We start from the raw sequence: 18,317 nt of genomic DNA, 5'->3' as shown, positions 1-18,317 counted from the left end.
ATGAAAAAAATAGCAGTGATCGGCTGCGGAGCAGCCGGTATGATGGCGGCGCTATCTGCTGCGGAAAGCGGCGGAAGCGTCACTATTTTTGAAAAAAATGAAAAGCCCGGGAAAAAGATATACATAACCGGTAAGGGAAGGTGCAATGTCACCAATGCCTGCGATGTCACTGACTTTTTTGACAATGTCAGGAGAAATCCCAGATTTTTGTACAGCGCAGTTTACGGCTTTGATAACAGGGCCGTGATGGACTTTTTTGAGGATAACGGATGTCATTTGAAGGTGGAGAGAGGTGATAGGGTATTTCCTGTTTCTGACCATTCCTCGGACATCATCAGGACTCTTTTTAATGCCGTCAAGAAGGCAGGCGTCAACGTAAAGTTTGAAGTTGAGGTATTCTCCGTAGAAGCTGAGCAAGGTGCTGTAAAGGCAATAACCTACAGCAAAAAGGATGAGCCCATAACAAGAGAAGAGTTTGACAGCGTGATCGTATGTACAGGTGGTCTTTCCTACCCGTCAACAGGCTCTACCGGAGACGGATACAGATTTGCCAAAGATCTTGGACACACAGTGGTTCCCACAAGACCATCACTGGTTCCCTTTGAGGTTGAGGAAGACTGGTGCACGGATCTTCAAGGCCTCTCGCTTAAAAATGTTGGTCTTAAGCTCTTTTTAGAGGATCCTTCAAAAGACAAGGCACCTGCCAAGAAGGTTAAGCCTGTATATGACGGCTTCGGAGAGATGCTCTTTACGCATTTCGGCATAAGTGGTCCGCTGGTTCTGACATCGAGCTGCTACTATGACAAGGATAAAAAGGGAAGATTTCTTTTGGACCTTAAGCCCGCTCTTGATGAAGCTCAGCTTGATAAGCGCATCCTTAGGGACTTCGATGATGCTCCTAACAGACAGTTTAAAAATGCGCTGGGAGGTCTTTTCCCTTCAAAGCTGATACCTGTGATGATTCGACTCTCCGGGATTGATCCGGAGAAGCCTGTAAACAGCATCACCAGAGAGGAGAGACTCTCCTTCGGAAAACTCATCAAGAACCTTCCGATGACGATTAAGAAGACAAGGGACTTTAATGAGGCTATAATTACAAGAGGTGGAGTAAGTGTAAAAGAAGTTGATCCTTCCACCATGGAATCCAAGCTGGTTTCGGGACTTTTCTTTGCAGGAGAAGTTCTTGATGTCGACACCGTGACAGGAGGCTTTAACCTTCAGGTTGCCTGGTCCACGGGACATCTTGCGGGAATCAGTGCAGTAAATTAAATTCAGGAGATAAAATATAATGAGCAGAAGTATAGCAATAGACGGACCTGCCGGAGCAGGAAAGAGCACCATTGCCAAGAAGGTTGCCAAGGAACTTGGTTTTATCTATGTGGATACCGGTGCAATGTACAGAGCAATGGCCCTGTATATGATAAATAACGGAATTGATGCAAGTGAGTCCGAGAAGATAAGTGCCACATGTCAGAGCGCAGATATAACCATCAAATATGAGAATGGTATACAGGTGGTTTATCTTAACGGAGAGAATGTAAACTCTCTTATAAGAACAGAGGCAGTAGGTAACATGGCCTCAGCCAGCAGCGTAAACGGCGATGTGAGGAAAAAGCTTGTTGAGCTTCAACAAAAGCTTGCGCAGACCACTGACGTTGTTATGGACGGAAGAGACATAGGAACCGTGGTGCTTCCCGGGGCAGATCTTAAGATATATCTCACAGCAAGCTCCAAGGTAAGAGCTGAGCGCAGATACAAAGAGCTCACGGAAAAGGGTGTAAGCTGTGACTTTGATGCCATCGAGAAGGACATCATCGATAGAGACTACCGCGATATGCACAGGGAGATATCTCCGCTTAAGCAGGCTGAAGATGCAGTGCTTTTGGATTCATCAGATATGACCATCGATGAGGTTAAGGACAGGATACTTGAGCTGTACCATATAGCTGTGGGGTGATGATATGGAAGTGATCGTAGCCGAACATGCGGGTTTTTGCTTTGGAGTTACCAAGGCGGTGGAAACCGTATATGAGCAGATAGAAAAAGAGAATTCGAATATTTATACATACGGTCCGATCATTCACAATGAGACCGTTGTCAGCGACCTTGAGAAAAAGGGAGTCAAGGTGATAGAGAGCGTAGATGAGCTTGAAGGCATAGGTGAAGGCACTGTTGTTATCCGATCCCACGGTGTCACAAAGGAAGTTCATCAAAAGCTTGAGCAGTCGGGACTTAATGTAATTGATGCCACCTGCCCCTTTGTTAAGAGAATCCACAGGATCGTGGAGGATGAGAGTAAAAAGGGAAAGAGCATCATAGTTGTGGGGAGCGAGAGCCATCCGGAAGTAGAGGGGATTGTAAGCTACGCCACAGGCCCTGTGTACGTTATAGATTCCCCGGAAAAGGCCATGGAATTTGAAGGTGACAAAAAACTCGAGTACACAGTCGTGTCCCAGACTACCTTTAACAAAAACAAATTTCAAGAAACCATTGAAATCTTTAAAAATGTTGGTTACAATATTAATATTGTGAATACAATATGCAACGCCACTGATGAAAGGCAGACAGAAGCTGAGGAAATTGCATCCAGAGCTGACGTCATGATTGTCATAGGAGGCACACACAGTTCCAATTCAAGGAAACTGTACGAGATTTGTGCAAATAAATGCACAAATACATATTTTATTCAGACTTTAGATGATCTTCATCTGGAGATACCCAGATCGGCCAAGCTGATCGGGATTACCGCCGGGGCTTCAACCCCAAAGAACATTATTGAGGAGGTTCAGAAACATGTCAGAACAAACTTTTGAACAGATGCTTAACGAATCGTTCAAAACAATTCACACAGGGGAGGTTGTAGAGGGAACTGTTATTGACGTTAAGCCTGACGAGATAATCCTTAACATTGGTTACAAGTCCGACGGTGTTTTAACAAAGAGCGAATACTCTAACGACAACAGTATTGACCTTACAACAGCCGTTAAGGTTGGCGACACAATGGACGTTAAGGTTCTTAAGACCAACGATGCAGACGGCCAGGTTATTCTTTCATACAAGAGACTTGCCCTTGACAGAGGCAACAAGAGAATTGAGGAAGCATTCAACAACAAGGAAGTTCTTACAGCTAAGGTTGTACAGGTACTTGAGGGTGGACTTACAGTAGTAGTTGATGAAGTTAGAATCTTCATCCCTGCAAGCCTTGTATCAGACAGCTATGAGAAAGATCTTTCCAAGTATCAGGATCAGGAGATCCAGTTCGTTGTAACTGAGTACAATCCTAAGAGAAGAAGATACATCGGTAACAGAAGAATGCTCGTAACAGCTGAGAAGGCAGAAGCAGCTAAGAAGCTCTTCGATACAATCCATGCCGGCGACATTGTTGACGGTGTAGTTAAGAACGTTACAGACTTTGGTGCATTCATTGATCTTGGCGGAGCAGATGGTCTTCTCCACATCTCCGAGATGAGCTGGGGCCGTGTTGAGTCTCCCAAGAAGGCATTCAAGATTGGCGATACAGTTAAGGTTCTTGTTAAGTCAATCGACGGAAGCAAGATCGCTCTTTCAAGAAAGTTCGATAATGAGAACCCTTGGAAGGATGCTACTGAGAAGTATGCAGTTGGAAACATCGTAAAGGGTAAGGTTGCCAGAATGACTGACTTTGGTGCATTCGTAGAGCTTGAGCCCGGTATCGACGCACTCCTTCATGTATCTCAGATTGCAAAAGAGCATGTTGAGAAGCCTGCAGATGTCCTCAAGGTAGGTCAGGAAGTAGAAGCTAAGATCGTAGACTTCAACGAAGCAGACAAGAAGATCAGCCTTTCAATCAAGGCTATGTTCGCTCCTGAGAAGGAAGAGGAAGCTCCTGCTGAGGAAGAGGGCGATGTAGTATCAGTTGACATCGACAAGGTTATCGCAGAGCAGAACGAAGAGAACTGATCATACTGAAAATATTAAGGAGTGGAATATTATTCCACTCCTTATTTTTATGCAAAAATTGACGAAATTTTATTTATACTTATTTAATTTTACATACAATTCGAACTAATATAAAATTGAAGTAGTGACAACTACTAAATTTTGTTTAGGAGGATATTGAGCTTTATGGCAGCTGATTACGAGTGGTTCAAGAAAAATGTTTACGATCTGACCAAGATTGACTTAAACGCTTACAAAGAGAAGCAGATGAAGAGAAGGATTGATACTCTGATCGGTAAGTATGAAGTTAACGGTTATGAAGGATTTTTTAATCTGATCAAGAAAGATAGAGAAGCACTGGATTCCTTTGTTACATATCTGACCATCAATGTATCTGAGTTCTTCAGAAACAAAGAGCAGTGGGAGCTTATGGACAAGGAAATGGTTCCCGAGCTTATGAAGAAGTTCGGTAAGAACTTAAAGATCTGGAGTGCTGCATGTTCAACAGGTGATGAGCCCTATACCATTGTTATGATGCTCTCTAAGCATTTACCGCTTAATCAGATCAACGTATATGCAACCGATCTTGATGCAGTAGTACTTGCCAAGGCTAAGGCAGCCATCTATGACAAGAAGGAAATAGCAGGAGTTCCTGAGGAGTTTAAAAAGAAATACTTCACAGAGACACCTGATGGCAAGATGAAGGTTTCAAGTGAGATCACATCAAGGGTTACCTTTAAACAGGCTGACCTTCTCCGTGATCCTTATCCGAAGGATTGCCACCTGATCGTTTGCAGAAACGTACTTATCTACTTCACTGAAGAAGCTAAGGATGATATTTTCAGAAAGTACTTCGCAAACCTTAAGCCCGGTGGAATTCTCTTTATCGGAAGTACCGAGCAGATCGTTAACTACAAGGATATCGGATTTGTAAGAAAGAACTCTTTCTACTACGAAAAGCCCATGACATAAGTTTAGAAAACATGATATTCAGACACCTCTTTTGACACAAAGAGGTGTCTTTTTTGTGGTATCATAGATACTGTAGGGGATTTAGAAAGTGGGAGAGTATATGAAGAAAACCAGTGAAATAATTGAGGGAATAAGTAGTGATGCTCTTGAGATGCTGCCTGAGATCGTAGGATGCAGCAAAGAGGGCATTCTTTTTATTGACATTGAGACAACAGGTCTTTCACCAAGAAATTCGGACCTTTACATGATAGGTACCGGTTTTTGGGAGAACGGAAAGTGGGTAATAAGGCAGTTCTTTGGCGAGAATGCACAGGAGGAAGAAAAGGTCTTATCAGAGTTTTCGGACTTCTCAAGGTCTTTTACCAAAGTAGTACACTTCAACGGGGACAGATTTGATATTCCGTTCCTTCAGAGTAAGTACGAGGAGCATAAGCTGACGGACCCATTTGGACGACTTGAATCCTTTGATCTGTACAAATGGGTTAAGCCTTATAAAAAACAGCTCGGACTTCCCGATTGCAAGCAAAAGACAATTGAGAGGTTCCTTAAGATCGACAGAGAGGATGAGTACGACGGAGGGAAACTCATCGCAGTATACAAGGACTACGAGGAGAGCAAGAGTTCTGAGCTTTTGCAGCTCCTTCTCCTTCACAATTTTGAAGACGTAAAGGGAATGATGAGGATGGCACCCATCCTTCTATATGGCAGGTTCTTCAAGATGTTTGATAATCTTCCCAAGGTATCGGTAAGAACCGATGAGGAGATAAATGAACAGGACTACATAACTGATGAGCTTCCTGTTAAGGCTGTTAAGGTCCAGGCCAATAAGTATAAAGACCTGGACAGAACGGAAAAGATGGAAGTGTTTATGAAGCTTGTGCTTCCGATTGAACTTCCGACATCCATTTCAGGAAATGTAGACGGATGCTTTTTTAAGACATCGGGAAGAGAAGCGACCTTAAGAGTTCCGCTTTATGAGATGGAGCTTAAGTACTTCTATTCGAATTACAAGGATTACTATTATCTGCCACAGGAGGACATGGCAATCCATAAGAGCCTTGCGACCTTTGTTGACAAGGATTTCAGGGAAAAGGCAAAGCCTGAAAATTGCTACACCAAAAAACAGGGACAGTACCTTATGGAGTGGGATCTTGTTTTTGCTCCGTTCTTTAAGAGGGACTATGAAGATAAGAGCTTCTTCTTTGACCTGAATGAAAATATGAAGAAGAGCAGATTCGCAATGAGTCTTTACGCATGTCATGTAATTGCTTATATATTGGGCATTTATTGACAAAAGAATAACTAAAAAAGTTGAGATTAATCATAATTTTTTAGACAAAAGCGAGTATAATAAATAAGTGTATATCATCTCAAATTCTTTGAGATAAGATTTCTAAAATCGGAGGAAGGTAGGAAATGGCAAGAGGTACTTTTACGGGGGGAATCCACCCTTATGAAGGTAAAGAGCTTTCTAAGGATAAACCCATCAAATCAGTAATGCCAAAAGGGGATCTGGTATATCCTGTATCCCAGCACATTGGCGCACCTGCTAAGCCCGTTGTTGCTGTTGGCGACCATGTCCTGACAGGTCAGATGATTGCCGAGGCCGGTGGTTTTGTTTCTGCACCGATCTTTGCAACCGTATCCGGAACTGTTAAGGCAATCGAACCAAGAAGACTGGCAACCGGTGCTATGTGCAACAGTATCATCGTCGAGAACGATGGTAAATATGAAGAAGTGGAGTTTAAACCGGCAAAGCCCTACGAGGAGATGACTCCTCAGGACAAGATCGACTATGTCATCGCTAACTGCTCAGAGTGTGAGCCTTATCTTACATCTGACTACAGAAGGATGATCGAAGAGCCTGAGCTTCTTTTAGAGGGTCTTAAGATTGCTGTAAGTATCTTCCCTAATGCAAGAGGAATTCTTGCAATTGAGGATAACAAGCCCGATGCAATCGCCAAATTCAAAGAATTAACTAAAGATGAGGATAAGATAAGCGTAAAGGCTGTCAGGACCAAGTATCCTGAAGGCGCTGAGCGTATGCTTATTTATGCCTGCACAGGAAGAGAGATCAATTCTTCGATGCTTCCCGCCGATGCCGGATGTATCGTAGATAACGTTGATACTCTCTGCGCAGTATGCAGAGCGGTTAAAGAGGGCAGACCTCTCATGGAGAGGATTGTAACCATCACAGGTGATGCTGTTGCAGAGCCCCAGAACTATAAAGTAAGGATTGGAACAAACTATCGCGAACTCTTAGAGGACGCAGGCGGCTTTAAGACTGAGCCTGCCAAGATCATCTCAGGTGGTCCCATGATGGGATTTGCCATCTTTGATCTTGATGTTCCTACCACCAAGACAGCTTCAGCTCTGACCTGCCTTACCAAGGATGAGGTCGCAGCAATGGAGCCTTCAGCATGTATCAACTGCGCACGCTGCGTAGAAGTATGTCCTGAGCATCTTGTTCCCAAGAATCTTGCGGATGCGGTAGAACATAACAATGAGAAGGCATTCCTTGATATGTACGGAATGGAATGCTGCGAGTGCGGATGCTGCTCATATATCTGTCCTGCTAGACGTCAGCTCACTCAGCTGATCAAGGGTATGAGAAAGATCCAGCTCGGCAAGAGAAAGAAGTAAGGGGGACATTTGAATGAGCGATTTAAGAAGAGTGTCATCCAATCCGCATGTTAGAAGTAAGACAACCACATCCAATATCATGATGTGGGTAGTTATAGCACTTCTTCCTACTACCGGCTTTGGTATTTATAACTTCGGACTGAATGCACTTATTATCATTTTGTTATCTGTTGGATCTGCAGTGCTTGCGGAATTCCTATATGAGAAAGCGCTGAAAAAGCCCATCACTATCGGAGACTTTTCAGCTGTTGTAACAGGTCTTTTGCTGGGCCTTAATCTTCCATCCACTGTGCCGTGGTGGATCCCAATCCTCGGAAGTGCTTTTGCCATCATTATGGTTAAGCAGATTTTCGGCGGACTTGGACAGAATTTCATGAACCCGGCTCTTGGCGGAAGGTGCTTCCTTGTTATATCCTTCCCTGCAATTATGACCAATTTCATCACAGATACATACACAGGAGCAACACCTCTTCAGAATCTCAAGAACGGTGTTGAGCCCGTTGTTATGGATATGATCATCGGTAAGACAGCAGGAACCATCGGCGAGACATCAATGCTCTGCATCGTGATCGGCGCCATGATCCTCTTTGCAGTCGGTGTCATTGATTATGTGATTCCATTTACCTATATCATTACATTTTCACTGTTCGTAGTTCTCTTTGGCGGATATGGCTTTAACTTCTCATATCTGGCTGCACACCTTGCAGGTGGCGGGCTTATGCTCGGTGCATTCTTCATGGCAACCGACTATGTAACATGCCCTATCACTCCCAAGGGAAAGGTTATCTACGGTGTGATCTTGGGACTTCTTACAGGTATATTCCGTATACTCGGAGCTAATGCAGAGGGCGTTTCCTTTGCGATCGTTATCTCTAACCTCTTAGTTCCGCTTATCGAGAAGTACACAATTCCGAGAGCCTTCGGTATTAAGAAAACAGCAAAGAAGGAGGCGAAAAAAGCATGAATGATACAAAATCAATGATCAAAAATGCGCTTATCCTTTTTGCTATCACATTAGTTGCAGGTGTTCTTCTTGGCCTTGTATATCAGGTTACAAAAGACCCTATCGCTTACCAGGAGAAGCTTGCACAGGATAAGGCTAATCAGTCGGTATTCGCTTCTGCACAGACCTTCGAGGATGTAGCTCTTGATGAAGCTGCAGCAGCACAGGTTGCTACAGACTTTGCGGGAGTATCTATCGAGAGTGTAAAAGAGGCTAAGGACGCTTCCGGAAACGGTCTTGGATATGTTATCCAGGTTAAGTCCAAGGGCTATGGTGATTTCATCACCTATACAGTTGGTATCACAAATGAGTCCTCTATAAACGGTATCTCTATTATCAAGATCGCTGAGACACCCGGACTTGGAATGAATGCTGAGAAGGTTCTTGTTCCGCAGTTTGTAGACAAGGCAGCTTCTGCACTTACAGTTGCAAAAAGCGGTCAGGTAACTGATGCAAATTCACAGATCGAGGCAATCTCAGGTGCCACAATTACATCAAGAGCTGTTACAAACGGTGTAAATGCGGCAGTTTCATATTTTGAAAATGTATTGAAAGGAGGACAGTGATAAGCATGGAAGCAAAAAAAGGCGCTTTAGGCTTTAAACAGAACACTCCTGCCGAGAGATTTTTTAACGGACTTGTTGTCGAGAACCCTACACTGGTCCTTATGATTGGTATGTGTCCCACACTGGCTGTTACATCATCAGCCATAAACGGTATTGGTATGGGACTTGCAACTACTTTTGTACTTGCACTCAGTAACGCGGTTATTTCAGCACTTAGGAAGACAATTCCTTCAACAGTCAGAATTCCTTCCTTCATCGTTGTTATAGCTTCCTTCGTAACACTGGTTGAGCTTCTTATGAAAGCTTATGTTCCTGCTCTTAATGCAGCGCTTGGAGTTTATATCCCTCTTATCGTTGTTAACTGTATCATCTTTGGCAGAGCGGAAGCATACGCCAGCAAGAACGGTATCATCCCTGCATTCTTTGATGGAATCGGTATGGGTATAGGATTTACCTGTGCCATCACCTGTATCGGTCTTGTGAGAGAGTTCATCGGTGCCGGAACAGCATTTGATGTTCAGATCCTTGGCGAGGGGACAGTGGTTCCCGGAGCAGTAGGAGCTTTCCTTTCACAGTATCAGCCTGTAAGTATCTTTATCCAGCAGGCCGGAGCATTCTTTGTTCTTGCATTCCTTATTGCTATCATGAACAAGATCAAGATGAACATGGCTGCTAAGGGAAAAGACACATCGAAGTTTGGCCAGGGATGCTGCTCATCAGCTGAAGAAGCTGCAGCAGACAAGATAATGAAAGGCAAAGAAGCTGGAAAGGAGGCTAAAGGATAATGACAGAATCTATTTTAAGTCTTGTGGGGCTCATGATCACAGCTTCACTTGTTAACAACGTAGTACTTAGCCAGTTCCTCGGACTTTGTCCTTTCCTTGGTGTTTCCAAGAAAACAGACACAGCTCTTGGAATGGGAGCAGCGTGTATTTTCGTAATCACCATGGCTTCACTGGTTTGCAGCATTATCTATAAGTTCATACTTGCACCACTGGATATTTCATATCTTAAGACCATCGTATTCATCCTTGTTATTGCGATGCTCGTTCAGTTTGTTGAGATGATCCTCAAGAAATACGTAGTTTCTTTGTATCAGGCACTTGGTGTATACCTTCCTCTTATTACAACCAACTGCGCGGTTCTCGGTGTGGCACTCAACAACGTAACTGATGGATACACAATCCTTCAGAGTGTGGTTTGCGGATTTGCAACTGCAGTAGGATTTACGATCGCAATCGTTATTCTTGCAGGCCTTCGTGAGAAGATGGAGTACAACGATATTCCCGCTCCTTTCAAGGGAATGCCCCTTGTTCTTCTTACATCAGGACTTATGGCAATAGCGTTTACAGGATTCAGTGCTCTTAAATAAAACAAGGAGATAAGACTATGGTAACAGGAATAATCATAGCAACTTTGGTAGTTGCCGGTGCCGGAATCATAATCGGATTGATCCTGGGCGTGGCAGACCTTAAGCTGCATGTTGATGTAGATGAAAAAGAAGCTGCAATACTTGAAGCTCTTCCGGGCAATAACTGTGGTGGCTGTGGATTTCCGGGATGTTCGGGATGTGCAGCAGCAATAGCCAAGGGAGAGGCAGCAGTTAATCAGTGTCCGGTTGGTGGCGCTCCGGTAGCTGAGATAATCTCAGGAATCATGGGCGTTGAGGCCGGAGATTCCACCAGGATGGTTGCATATGTTCACTGTCAGGGTGACTGTGAGAAGGCTAAGAGCCAGTACGAGTACAACGGAGAAGCTGATTGCAGACTTCAGACCCAGCTCCCCGGTGGCGGTTCCAAGACTTGTACCTACGGATGTCTTGGCGGTGGAAGCTGCGTATCTGTATGTCAGTTTGATGCCATCCATGTGGTAAACGGTGTAGCAGTAGTTGATAAGGAAGAATGTAAGGCCTGTGGCAAGTGTATAGATATTTGTCCTCGTCATCTTATTGATCTTATTCCGTATGACGCTACCTGCGCTGTATCCTGCAAATCTCAGGACATGGGCAAACTGGTTAACCAGTACTGCGGTATCGGATGTATCGCATGTCACATCTGTGAAAAGAACTGTCCTGCAGGAGCTATAACTGTTGAGAACAATGTAGCTCATATAGACCAGGAGAAGTGTACACATTGCGGAACATGTGTGGAAAAATGTCCTAAGAAGGCTATAAAAGCTCTGTGATATTTGCATTTTTATAAGGATTTTGAAAATTCTTCAAAAATTCTTAATATTATGATGGTTCTTATGATGGGGAGATTCATACAATAAAAGATGATAGTATAATTTGGCGAGGAGTGTTTATGAATCCAAAATCACATAACAACGGTTACAGTAATGGAACCTTTATAGTAAAAATAGAGCACTGTTGCAATGAAACCTGGCAGGGCGAGGTTGTATGGGCTGAAGAGAACAGAAGAGAGAAATTCAGAAGCGCTCTTGAACTGATGAAGCTCATGGATGAAGCCATGAAGATGTCCAAAGGGCAACAGGAAGAAAATCAGCATTTTCATATAGGATGAGATATAATAATAGTATCCCCGCAGAGCTTAGCTCTACGGGGATATATTTAAATTTACGGGGGCACGATCATGAAGAATATAAAGAATCCCAAAGATGTATTTTATATTTCAGTTATCGCACTTGCATTTATTGTCGCAATCATTCTTGTAATCAGGTTCCGCAGTGATATGGCGGACAAACAGTCAGTCGACTATAAGACTCCGGCTCTTGCTCCCAAAGAGGAGAAGGTCATTGTTACCGTAAACGTAGAGACCATTGAAGATGGTCTTGAAAATATGGGCGTTCTTGTAACCCAGGAGTATTACTTCACTCAGGTTGAAACCTATACAAAAGAAAAGAAAATTCTTAATTTGATCAATTCAGAATCCGGATTTACCTATAGCTATGATGGCAAGGTAACAGCAGGAATCGATTTTGGGAAGGTCACCGTCTCGAAGGACGAAGAGACTAAGACACTTACAGTTGAGATTCCCTATTCAGAGCTTGAGTCAACCGACATCGATATGGACAGCTTCAGGATATATTCGGAAAAAGAGTCTTTATGGAATCCCATTAACTTAGAAGATTACAACATGTCCATGGCAGAGTTTGAAGAAACTGCAGAGAGAAAGGCCTTGGATAGCGGAATACTTGAGAGGTCCAACGAGCAGGCAAAAGAGCTTATAAGGAATTTCATTGTAAATATGCCCGGGACTGAAAATTATACTATAGAGTTTGAGCAAAGGAGTAACCCCTATGAGTCTTAAAAAAATTGCGCTTGTGGCAGTAGTTCTTTTGGCAGCCGTAATTTCTTTTACCATAATAGCACCCTGGGCAGCTGATCCTGTAAATCATGCCTCTACTATAGAAAAAACAGAGAATAAGATCAGCGCGGTAATGACTCTTTCAGGTGGAGCAGCAGGTGCATCAGCAACGCTCTCAGTACTTCCAGGAGATTTATGTACGCCTCTTGCAACCGAGCTGGCAGAGCTTGCCAAGTATTTTCTAATAATACTAAGCGCACTGTATCTGGAGAAGTTTCTTATTACCATCTCAGGTTATATCACGTTCTCCGTGCTGATACCTTTGGCACTTATCATTGTTGCGGCTGTGATCATAAGCGGAAATAAGAGATTCTTATCCCTGGCAGGTAAGCTTGCCATTATCGGGGTTATAATTTACCTCATTGTTCCGGCCAGTACGCTGCTCTCTGATAAGATTTATCAAACCCAGGAGGATACTGTGGCTCAGACTATCGAGGAGTATAATAACCTGGATATTTCGGGAGACTCGGACAGCGGAATCATTGGAGAGATAACAACCATTACGACCAACACCATCGACAAGGTGACAAACTTTATTAGCGATCTTACTGAGTCTTTGGCGGTTATGATCGTCACAGCCTGCATAGTTCCTGTGCTTGTGTTTGTCTTACTGGTCTGGATAATGAAAATTATGTTTTATGCGGGAGGAAATGTATAAATATAAACTGAATATAAACAACTCATAAGCAAAGACTTAAACAACAAAATACAAGAAGTTTATGATAAGTGCTATGATTACCACCTTGATATTATATGCATACAGAGTTCACAGAATGAACACAATTTAAAGGTAGCGGTGTTTGGTTTGAATGAAAAGTGAGGGATGCATATGAAGAACACAAGGATGGTAAAATTATTAGCACTTGGTATCAGTTTAACATTATTACTTCAACCCATAGCAGCTTTTGCTGAAGAGGGTGAGCCTATTGCAGAGCCTGCAGTAGTTGAAGCAGCACCCCAGATGAATGATGCGGTAGAAGAGAAGGTTGAAGCAGCAGAGGCAGCAGTAGAGCAGGCGCTTCCGGATAACGAGGTAGCACAGCCTACAACAGATAAATATCTCGAGAACACAGAGACAGCACTTGAGAATATCGATAATACGATCGAAGAACTGGATGAACTCAATGATGCAGCACAGGACAAGATTGATGATTACAACGATGCAGTAGAAGATGCCAAGGAAAGCACAGGCGATTTTTTACAGGAAGTCGGAGAGACATTGCCACAGGCAGGTGGCGCGGTTATAGGAACATTCGTTGATGCAGTTGGAGCATATCAGGATGCGAACACAGTAGAGTCGATGGCTGGTGAAACATATGAGACACAGGCAGAAGCAGAGGCAGCTAAGACTCAGGCGACAGGAATTGCAGCTGAGGCACAGGCTAAGGCAGACGATGCAGCGCAGCTTGTAGAAGATCTGGGAGAAAAGCTTGAGGACGCAAAAGAGGCTAAGGATCAGGCTAAGGCAGATCTTGATGAAGCAGAGAAGGCGCTTACAGATGCAAATAGGGCTGTATTTGATGCAGAGATAGAACTTTTAAAGATTCAGAACAAGTATGGATATAACAGCATGTTCTTTAATCCGGAATCATCTATTACTTGGCTTCATGGCTCAAGTGATGTGGCAAGTGCTCTTAACAATGCACAGGCTGCAGTAGCTGAGGCAAACAGACTTAAAGGCATCGCAGAGCAGAACGTAACAGATAAGCAGAATGCATACGACGAAGCAGACGGTGCATACAATAAAGCAGTACAAGATAAGAAAGACGCAGAAGATAGTCTTGCAGACGCACAGGCAGCACTTGATGATGCGAAGGCTCTTGAGGCACTGATCAAAAAGGTTAACGGAATTGAGCAGGATGAAAGAGATACCTGGAATACTTATAAGAATTACTACGATTATGGCGGACGTTCGGCAGCACTTATAGATCAGGCAGATAAAGATCTGGCAAAGGCACTGGTAGAATATAAACTCTTTGGTAATGAAATAATTTCAGTAAACAAGGGCAGTAGTAATAACAAGTTTGTTGTAACTTATAAAGATAAAGACGGTAATACAAAAACTGATAAATTCTTATATGAAGTAGAGGATAAAACATATATAGTTGACGGGCATAAGTCAGTTCACTGGATCAAGATTAAAAAGAAAGTTTCCGGTAATTACGTAGAGTATTATAAAGAAATAGATTATTACAAAACTGACAAGAACAGTGCAGATGGTAAGGTTGATGAAGCTCAGGGTGTTATAGACGGACTTAACAAGCTTATCAATGTAGATCTTTCAGAACTTGATCAGGCACGTCAGAACGCATACAGCGAAATCGGTACAGCACAGGGAGCAAAAGAGGCTGCTGAGAGAAAACTTGCAGCAGTAGAAGATGCTCAGAAAGCAGTTATCGATGCAGCAAAGGCACTTAAAAATCTTAAGGCAAAAGAATTTGTATCAGCACAGGCGCTGAGTGCGGTAAGAAATCAATACAACTCAGCATTGTCAGGATATAACCTTGCGAAGGGTGCATACTTCATAGCAGCAATAAATGCAGGTATAGCACAGGATGAAGCAAACAGAGCTCTTGCAGCACTTGAAGAAGGATTCGATTATCTTATTCCGACTCCTACACCCGGCCCCGGACCTTCAGGTGAGCCAACAGGCGAGCCTACAGGCGATACAACACCTGACGACACAACAGATTACATTCCTGTAGCACCTATAGCAGTAACACCCGCTCCTGCAGCACCAGCACCTCAGCAGGCAGTTCTCGGAGCAACAAGAACAAGATCAGGCGCAGCAGCTACAGCAGTAGAGGCAGGAGAAGGTGAAGAAGAGAAAAAGGCAACTCCGGCAGTAGAGAAGAAGCAGGAAGAGAAGAAAGAAGAGACAAAGCCAGCAGTAGCAATCGAAGAAGAAGAGACAGCTAAGGCAGCAGCTCCTATTGCTACACAGACTCCATTCCCTTGGTGGGTACTTATCATTCTCGCAGCTATTACAGCACTCTCAATTGAAGAGTACGTAAGAAGAAGGAATGCAAAAGCAAACGCTCAGGGATAATCAATTAAAGCAAATATTACCACTTCTAAACATATTTTAATCAAACACCACAATAGTAAGAGCGGATCGAAAGATCCGCTCTTATTATGTATGAATAAATATCAAAAAATAAACATAAAATAAAGCAAAACTTAAAAGAATCATAAACATCAAAAATAGTGAAAAATGTGATTATTTTTATGATAGTGTATGCCTTAGGATGTATTTCGCAACGTGTTGTTTAGCAAAAAATGTGTGTGGTATGGAGGCGTTAAAATGAAACTGTACAACAATGTTCCTCAGGCTATAAGGGAAGGAATCTTTTGCCTAATGACCGGAACTCTGGTCTTTGCAGCAAACGGAATTACTGCAGAAGCAAGTGATGGAATTCCTGAAGATGATTCATCAGATAACAATGCAGCTGAAGCTGTTCAGAATTCTGTTGCGGATCAGGCTGCTGCAATTATAGAAAACACTGATGAAAGTCTTGAGAATGTAAAGACTGAAGTTAATGTTGTTGAGAACACAAAGAGCCCTGAGGAGCTGACGAAAGATACAGAGAATGTCACAGTAGTAGAAGACGGAAACACAGTCACAACTACCGGTGAATACATAGAGGACGTTTATACTAAAGAGACTACATCAACTACCACTGTAACAACATCTGATGAGAAGCTCGCAGAAGAGATAAAGAGCCAGGTTGAAGAGCAGGCGGGGAATAATACAGAAAACAGTGGTATTGAGTTTGATAGTATAACAAAGAAATACTACATTACTGATAATAAGGGAAATCGTGTATCGGAAATTGAGGATCCCGATGCACTTGGTGGCGCAGATAAGTTCATTCTTGAGTCAAAAGTGGGCTCTTCTGAATCAAAGGTGATAGCTGTGATAGGAGATGAGGAAGTTCCTCTTACTGATGCGCCTGATGAGATAAAGGACGCGCTTGAAAATGAGAATACAAGTTATGCTTTGGATAACAGGATCGAGTATTCTCTTGGCAGTACAACACTTACAAGCGAGCAGACAGATCTTTTAACAAAGAATTCTATTGCCAAAGACACAAAATTTATCATAGCTCCATCTGTTTCATGCGGAGAGAAGTACGATATTACCTATGTTGAAGATGGTGTTACAAAGATAGTAACTGATACTGAGTTAAAAGAGCTTATCCTTGGCTCTATAGAGAACCTCGAAGAGAAGGTAAAGAAATACGAGCCTCAGGAAGAGTATAAGACAGCAGAAGCAGCAGAATCAGAAATGGATGAGGCAAGAAAGAGCGGCTACGCGCTGGTTACTGTCGGATATGGAACCGGAACCCACAGTGAAGCTTATGCCAGCGATATAATCTATGAAACAGAGGATGAAGCAAAGGCAGCAAAAGCAGCCCTTGAAGCAGACGGTTATCAGATTGAAATAGTAAAACATCCTTTACCTGAAGAGCAGAAAACCGGCATCATCACTAACTTCAGCGGCTATAAGGTTACATCTGAAGCTGAATATAACAGGATCATTGCTCTTAAGGATAAAGAGGTTGTGGACGGCGAGACAATCTATAAAGAGACCAAGTCTGACGGCACTACTGTTTACTATAAAGTAAATTCAGTCGATGAGTCTTTTACCATTCTTGCGGTTAATGGCACAATGACTCAGCATCAGGAGTGCAGCTACATCGTAGGCGGAAGATATTATTACTACGACGAGCATAATAATATCAGGTCCAGTACTTCTTATGGTATTGATACATCAACCTATGTTAACGAGATGAACAAGATTCTCTCAACTGAAAAGACAGCTGACAATACATTGAACTGGTACACAGGCGTAGGTGAGAGATCTGAGAAGAATAAAATTGACATCACAAAAGGCGGAACCTACTACGTTGACGGAACAGTAGGTGATACTTTTATTCGCATTGCAACATCGGAGAAGGTAACAGTTATTCTTACCGGTGATAAGGTTACAATGCCTATCGTGACCACTAAGTCAAACTACCAGTCCAACCAGACCGGCAATCATCAGAATGATTTTGGTGGCATCAGCCCTGACATTACATTTGTGACAGGGGCAAAAGAGATCAACGTTCAGTGCGAGAATAACGTAGGAAATATCCTGGCTCCTAACTCTAAAGTTACTCTTAACAGCGGAAACTTCAGTGGAACAATTATCTGCAATGAGATTAATGGTGCAGCAGAAGGACACTGGAGTACATTTGGATCTAAGGGCTTCCTTGTAGATAGCAAGGTTGTCGGAGCAACCGGCAGAACCTATTACACACTTGCCGGCAATAAGACGGTTAAGAATTACGTTGTTTCAGGAATTATGACTGATTCAGTACTTCTTGATAAGACGGAGTATACAAGAAGTCTTACTATGATTGACAGCCTTTATGAGGTTAAGTTCATTAAGTACACCAAGGAGAGCAGAAAAGGAACCTGGACAGAGACAAAGACCGTGGATATTCCTGATACACCACCATCAGTAATCGTGGTTCCACCCACTCCTCCTACACCTCCAACACTTGAAGAAAATCCACCTGTTGATCCTCCTGTAGATAACACCGTAATTGTACGCGCGGAAGATCCTCAGGTACTTGGAGCAACAAGAGATCTGCCACAGGTTCTTGGAGCAAGAAGAGCAAGAACCGGCGATATGGCTCAGAATCCGCTTGTAGCTTCTATGATAATCTTAAGTGCTGCTACAGTAGCTCTCGGAGCACTTACATCGCTCAGAAAGAGAAGATAAACAAATAAAAATACATGATTATTTTGGGTCTGGCCTGATGGTCAGACCCATTTTTATGTGCTAAAAGAGTCGGATTTGAATAAAAATTAAATTTTTAAAAAAAATTTGTGTTCGGA

General features: G+C 42.9%; 17 protein-coding genes. All 17 read left to right on the top strand.

Annotation, left to right across the window (positions count from 1 at the left end; genetic code table 11):
• The 17 genes from G633_RS0107850 (at nt 1) to G633_RS0107770 (ending at nt 18,201) form a co-directional block, all read left to right on the top strand.
• Nucleotides 1-1,269, top strand: a complete 1,269-nt coding sequence (locus tag G633_RS0107850) for an NAD(P)/FAD-dependent oxidoreductase (RefSeq protein WP_026519592.1) — start codon at nt 1-3, stop codon at nt 1,267-1,269.
• Nucleotides 1,270-1,288: 19 nt separating this feature from the next.
• Nucleotides 1,289-1,957 (top strand): (d)CMP kinase, encoded by a 669-nt coding sequence (gene cmk / locus G633_RS0107845; RefSeq protein ID WP_026519591.1) that lies wholly within the window; start codon nt 1,289-1,291, stop codon nt 1,955-1,957.
• 4 nt (nt 1,958-1,961) lie between these two features.
• Complete coding sequence (gene ispH / locus G633_RS0107840; protein WP_026519590.1) at nt 1,962-2,813, top strand: 4-hydroxy-3-methylbut-2-enyl diphosphate reductase; 852 nt, start codon at nt 1,962-1,964, stop codon at nt 2,811-2,813.
• Nucleotides 2,794-3,939, top strand: coding sequence for a 30S ribosomal protein S1 (rpsA, locus tag G633_RS0107835; protein ID WP_026519589.1), 1,146 nt, complete (start codon nt 2,794-2,796; stop codon nt 3,937-3,939). Before ispH ends, rpsA begins: the two co-directional genes overlap by 20 nt.
• 165 nt (nt 3,940-4,104) lie before the next feature.
• Complete coding sequence (locus tag G633_RS0107830; RefSeq protein WP_022768345.1) at nt 4,105-4,890, top strand: CheR family methyltransferase; 786 nt, start codon at nt 4,105-4,107, stop codon at nt 4,888-4,890.
• A gap of 100 nt (nt 4,891-4,990) precedes the next feature.
• Entirely contained in the window at nt 4,991-6,181 is a 1,191-nt protein-coding gene (locus tag G633_RS0107825) for a ribonuclease H-like domain-containing protein (protein WP_026519588.1), read from the top strand.
• A 125-nt stretch (nt 6,182-6,306) separates the two neighbouring features.
• The gene (locus G633_RS0107820; protein ID WP_026519587.1) at nt 6,307-7,533 is read left to right on the top strand and encodes an RnfABCDGE type electron transport complex subunit C; all 1,227 of its coding nucleotides are present in this window, start codon (nt 6,307-6,309) and stop codon (nt 7,531-7,533) included.
• 13 nt (nt 7,534-7,546) lie between these two features.
• The gene (locus tag G633_RS0107815) at nt 7,547-8,497 is read left to right on the top strand and encodes an RnfABCDGE type electron transport complex subunit D (RefSeq protein WP_022768348.1); all 951 of its coding nucleotides are present in this window, start codon (nt 7,547-7,549) and stop codon (nt 8,495-8,497) included.
• Nucleotides 8,494-9,102, top strand: coding sequence for an RnfABCDGE type electron transport complex subunit G (locus G633_RS0107810; protein ID WP_026519586.1), 609 nt, complete (start codon nt 8,494-8,496; stop codon nt 9,100-9,102). Before G633_RS0107815 ends, G633_RS0107810 begins: the two co-directional genes overlap by 4 nt.
• A gap of 5 nt (nt 9,103-9,107) precedes the next feature.
• On the top strand, nt 9,108-9,887 hold the full coding sequence (rsxE, locus tag G633_RS0107805) for an electron transport complex subunit RsxE (protein WP_026519585.1): 780 nt from the start codon (nt 9,108-9,110) through the stop codon (nt 9,885-9,887).
• Nucleotides 9,887-10,474 (top strand): electron transport complex subunit RsxA, encoded by a 588-nt coding sequence (gene rsxA / locus G633_RS0107800; RefSeq protein ID WP_026519584.1) that lies wholly within the window; start codon nt 9,887-9,889, stop codon nt 10,472-10,474. Before rsxE ends, rsxA begins: the two co-directional genes overlap by 1 nt.
• Before the next feature lie 17 nt (nt 10,475-10,491).
• Complete coding sequence (locus G633_RS0107795; protein WP_026519583.1) at nt 10,492-11,286, top strand: RnfABCDGE type electron transport complex subunit B; 795 nt, start codon at nt 10,492-10,494, stop codon at nt 11,284-11,286.
• A gap of 119 nt (nt 11,287-11,405) precedes the next feature.
• Nucleotides 11,406-11,624, top strand: a complete 219-nt coding sequence (locus G633_RS17775) for a hypothetical protein (RefSeq protein WP_022768353.1) — start codon at nt 11,406-11,408, stop codon at nt 11,622-11,624.
• A gap of 69 nt (nt 11,625-11,693) precedes the next feature.
• Nucleotides 11,694-12,371, top strand: coding sequence for a DUF4230 domain-containing protein (locus G633_RS0107785; RefSeq protein ID WP_022768354.1), 678 nt, complete (start codon nt 11,694-11,696; stop codon nt 12,369-12,371).
• Entirely contained in the window at nt 12,361-13,086 is a 726-nt protein-coding gene (locus tag G633_RS0107780) for a hypothetical protein (RefSeq protein WP_026519582.1), read from the top strand. The genes G633_RS0107785 and G633_RS0107780 overlap by 11 nt, the downstream gene beginning before the upstream one ends.
• Nucleotides 13,087-13,257: 171 nt before the next feature.
• Nucleotides 13,258-15,477 carry a hypothetical protein gene (locus G633_RS0107775; protein ID WP_026519581.1) on the top strand — a complete coding sequence of 740 codons (2,220 nt, stop codon included), beginning with the start codon at nt 13,258-13,260 and terminating at the stop codon, nt 15,475-15,477.
• 255 nt (nt 15,478-15,732) lie between these two features.
• On the top strand, nt 15,733-18,201 hold the full coding sequence (locus G633_RS0107770; RefSeq protein ID WP_026519580.1) for a collagen-binding domain-containing protein: 2,469 nt from the start codon (nt 15,733-15,735) through the stop codon (nt 18,199-18,201).
• Nucleotides 18,202-18,317 lie beyond the last annotated feature (116 nt).

This window comes from Butyrivibrio sp. FCS006 (assembly GCF_000424525.1).
Lineage (GTDB): Bacteria > Bacillota > Clostridia > Lachnospirales > Lachnospiraceae > Butyrivibrio.
The sequence above is the reverse complement of the archived record's forward strand: the minus strand, read 5'-3'. Positions and strand labels throughout refer to the sequence as shown.